Annotated in this window: 4 protein-coding genes and 1 pseudogene; 1 reads left to right on the forward strand and 4 read right to left on the reverse strand. The window is 70.4% G+C overall.

All coding sequences use genetic code 11. The annotated features are described in order from the left end of the window. A partial coding sequence (gene hisD / locus WA944_RS26205; protein WP_526610059.1) for a histidinol dehydrogenase occupies positions 1-932 on the reverse strand: 932 nt, incomplete at its 3' end. A 36-nt stretch (positions 933-968) separates the two neighbouring features. On the opposite strand from hisD, the gene WA944_RS26210 reads away from it, so the two are divergent. Then, positions 969-1391 (forward strand): nitroreductase family deazaflavin-dependent oxidoreductase, encoded by a 423-nt coding sequence (locus WA944_RS26210; protein ID WP_526372330.1) that lies wholly within the window; start codon positions 969-971, stop codon positions 1389-1391. 13 nt (positions 1392-1404) lie between these two features. Here WA944_RS26210 and WA944_RS26215 read toward each other — a convergent pair whose 3' ends face one another. From WA944_RS26215 to WA944_RS26225, 3 genes and pseudogenes are all read right to left on the reverse strand, one after another. Continuing rightward, positions 1405-1881, reverse strand: coding sequence for a hypothetical protein (locus tag WA944_RS26215; RefSeq protein WP_526647495.1), 477 nt, complete (start codon positions 1879-1881; stop codon positions 1405-1407). Position 1882: 1 nt separating this feature from the next. Then, positions 1883-2740, reverse strand: a complete 858-nt coding sequence (nadC, locus tag WA944_RS26220) for a carboxylating nicotinate-nucleotide diphosphorylase (protein WP_526610055.1) — start codon at positions 2738-2740, stop codon at positions 1883-1885. Then, a pseudogene (locus WA944_RS26225) lies at positions 2740-3086 on the reverse strand (L-aspartate oxidase); the annotation flags it as partial. The pseudogene WA944_RS26225 and the gene nadC, both read right to left, overlap by 1 nt.

The raw sequence follows: 3086 nt of genomic DNA on the forward strand, positions 1-3086 counted from the left end.
GCATCGGCCAGCTCGGTGCTGTCGGTGACCAGAACGCTGGCGGCCATCTCGTCGTGCTCGGCCTGACTGATCAGATCCGCCGCCACGTGCACCGGGTCAGCGGTGTGGTCGGCCAGTATCGCGATCTCGGTCGGGCCGGCCTCGGCGTCGATGCCGACCTGCGACCGGCAGATCCGCTTGGCCGCGGTGACGTAGATGTTGCCGGGCCCGGTGATCATGTCCACCGGGGCGAGCTCGGTGCCATTTCCCGGCGCTCCGCTTGCCCCGCTGACGCCGTCGGTGTCGGTGCCGCCGTAGGCGAGCAGCGCGACGGCCTGCGCGCCGCCGACCGCCCACACCTCCTCGACCCCGAGGAGCGCGGCGGCCGCCAGAATCGTCGGGTGCGGCAGACCTTCGAAGGACCCGGTATTGGCGGCTTGGGGCGGGCTGGCAATCACCAGCGACTCCACCCCCGCCGTCTGCGCGGGCACCACGTTCATCACGACGCTGGACGGATAGACGGCGTTTCCGCCGGGGACGTACAGACCGACCCGCTCGACGGGCACCCACCGTTCGGTCACGGTGGCCCCGGGCGCCAGCGTGGTGGTGGTGTCGGTGCGGCGCTGGTCGGCGTGCACTGCCCGGGCCCGGTCTATGGCCACCTCGAGCGCGGTCCGGACATCGGAGTCCAGCTCGGTCAGCGCCGCGGTGAGCTGCTCGGCGGGCACCCGGACCTGCGGCGGCCGGACCCCGTCGAAGGACGCACCGTATTCCAGGGCCGCCTCGGCACCCCGCTGCACGACCGCATCGACGATGGGCCTGACCTTGGCAACGACGCTGTCGACGTCGACGCCGCCGCGTGGCAGGGCACCCCGGAGTCGGGCCACCGGCAGCGTGGTCCCACGCAGATCTATGCGCCGCATGAGCCCTGGGGATACATTCACGCTGACCATTGTCCCAGAGCAGCACAAATCGGTATCGGAGGCGTCATGTCCGATCGACCCACCAAGCGTGAGCACCCCAACAACGCACCGGGCGTGCCCATGATCTTCCCGCCCTGGTTGGAAAACCTGCAGATCAAGTACATCAACCCGCTACTTCGACCGCTCTCCAGGCGGATGCCCGGGCTCGCTGTGATCAAGCACCGTGGCCGTACGTCAGGCAAGGACTACGAGACGATCGTCACGCCGTATCGAAAAGGACAGGTGCTGGCGATCGGATTGGCGCACGGCAAGACCAACTGGGTCAAGAATGTGCTGGCCGCGGGCGAAGCAGACATCCAGATCGGCAAGAAGACCCTGCACCTGGTCGACCCGCGGGTGCTCCCCGCCGGCACCGTCGACGCGTCGCTGCCCCGGATCGCCCAGGGCCTTGCCAAACGCTCGGGTGTCTTCGTCGCCGACATCGCTTGACCTGGTAGACCCGCTACCGGCACCGCCCGGCGATGACGGCGCTGGTGGCCTCGGCATCCTCGAGCCTGCCGGACTGCGCCGGATCGGTGTTGGGCACCCCTGCGGTCGCGGCGGCGCCGATGTCCATCAGTTGGTTGCCGAACCGCCGGATCTGGTCGGCGAGTTCGTCGGGGGTGGCCGGGTCCAGACGGGCGAGCAGGTACTGGCCGCCGTCGTAGAGCGCCACCCGGGCGTTGGCGGCGACCGCGAGCGCACCGCCGATGTCGTCGGCACCACCCGGCGGCTGGAGGTTGGTGTTCGTCTGCACCCCGGTGCGGACGGTCTGGAAGGCCGCACAGATCGCGGTCTGGGCGTCGCTGCGCTGCGCGTCGGTGTAGTCGGGCTGCGTGTCGGTGGGGCGCAGCAGCGCGAACGCGGCAACACCGAGGGACAGCAACGCCAGCACCAAAGCCGTGTAGAGCAGACCGCTCCGTGGCGACGGATCGGTCACGCTACAGATCCAACCCCAGATCGAGCACCTGCACCGAGTGCGTGAGCGCCCCCACCGCGAGGTAGTCCACGCCCGTTCCCGCGTAGTCCGCGGCGTTCGGCAACGACAGCCCGCCCGAGGACTCCAGTTTCGTGTCCGGGGATCGCGCAGCGCGCCGTTGCGCCGCGATCTGGGTCTGCCACACCGGGAAGTTGTCCAGCAGCACCAGTTCCACACCCTCGGCGAGCACTTCGTCGAGTTCTTCCAGCGAGTCGACCTCCACCTCACAGGGCAGATCCGGGGCCGCGGCGCGGACCTGGCGCAGGGCGGCCACCACCGACCCGGCCGCGGCCACATGGTTGTCCTTGATCAGCGCCGCATCGCCCAGGCCCATGCGGTGGTTGACGCCGCCGCCGACCCGCACCGCGTACTTCTGCAGGGCCCGCAGTCCGGGCAGGGTCTTGCGGGTGTCCCTGATCTGGGCCCCCGTTCCGGCCACCGCGTCCACCCATGCCGCGGTGGTGGTCGCGATACCGGACAGGTGACATACCAGGTTCAGCATCGTGCGCTCAGCGGTGAGCAGGCCTCGCGTCGGGGCGTGCACGGTCAGCGCCGCGCCGCCGGCATCCAGCCGGGTACCGTCCGGCACCCGGTGTTTGACCCGGTAGCTGCCGGCGCCGAGCACTTCGTCGAAGACCTTCAGCGCCAGCTCTGACCCTGCGATCACGCCCGGTTCCCTGGCCACCACCGACGCTGTGGTCCACGCGTCGGCAGGCACCGTGGCAACAGTGGTGACGTCCGGCCCGTAGCGCAGGTCCTCCTCCAGCGCGCGGGTGATGACAGCGCGGGCCTCGGTGAGCTCGTCCTCGGTGAGCGCCATCAGCAAGTCACCGCCGCCTGCGCGAGGCTGCCGACCGCACCGCCGCGCAGCACGCTGGACGCCTGCGCCGGATCGGTGTCGGGGAAATCCGAGCGGTGATGACAGCCACGCGATTCGGTGCGGGCCGACGCCGCGGTGGCCACCGCCCCCGCGACGGCCGTCAGCGCTGCTTCTTCGAAGTCATTGCGCGACTTGATGACCCGCGGTGTGGCCGCCGCCAACAGGTCGAGCAGCCGTCTCAGCCCATCCCCGCTGCGGACGACGGAAGCGTGGCGGGTCATGGCCCGCTGCAGTTCGGCGCGGGCCACGACGGAGCGCACCGGCAGTTCCGGGGTCACCACCCGGC

The sequence above is a fragment of the Mycobacterium sp. genome, assembly GCF_049683355.1.
Lineage (GTDB): Bacteria > Actinomycetota > Actinomycetes > Mycobacteriales > Mycobacteriaceae > Mycobacterium.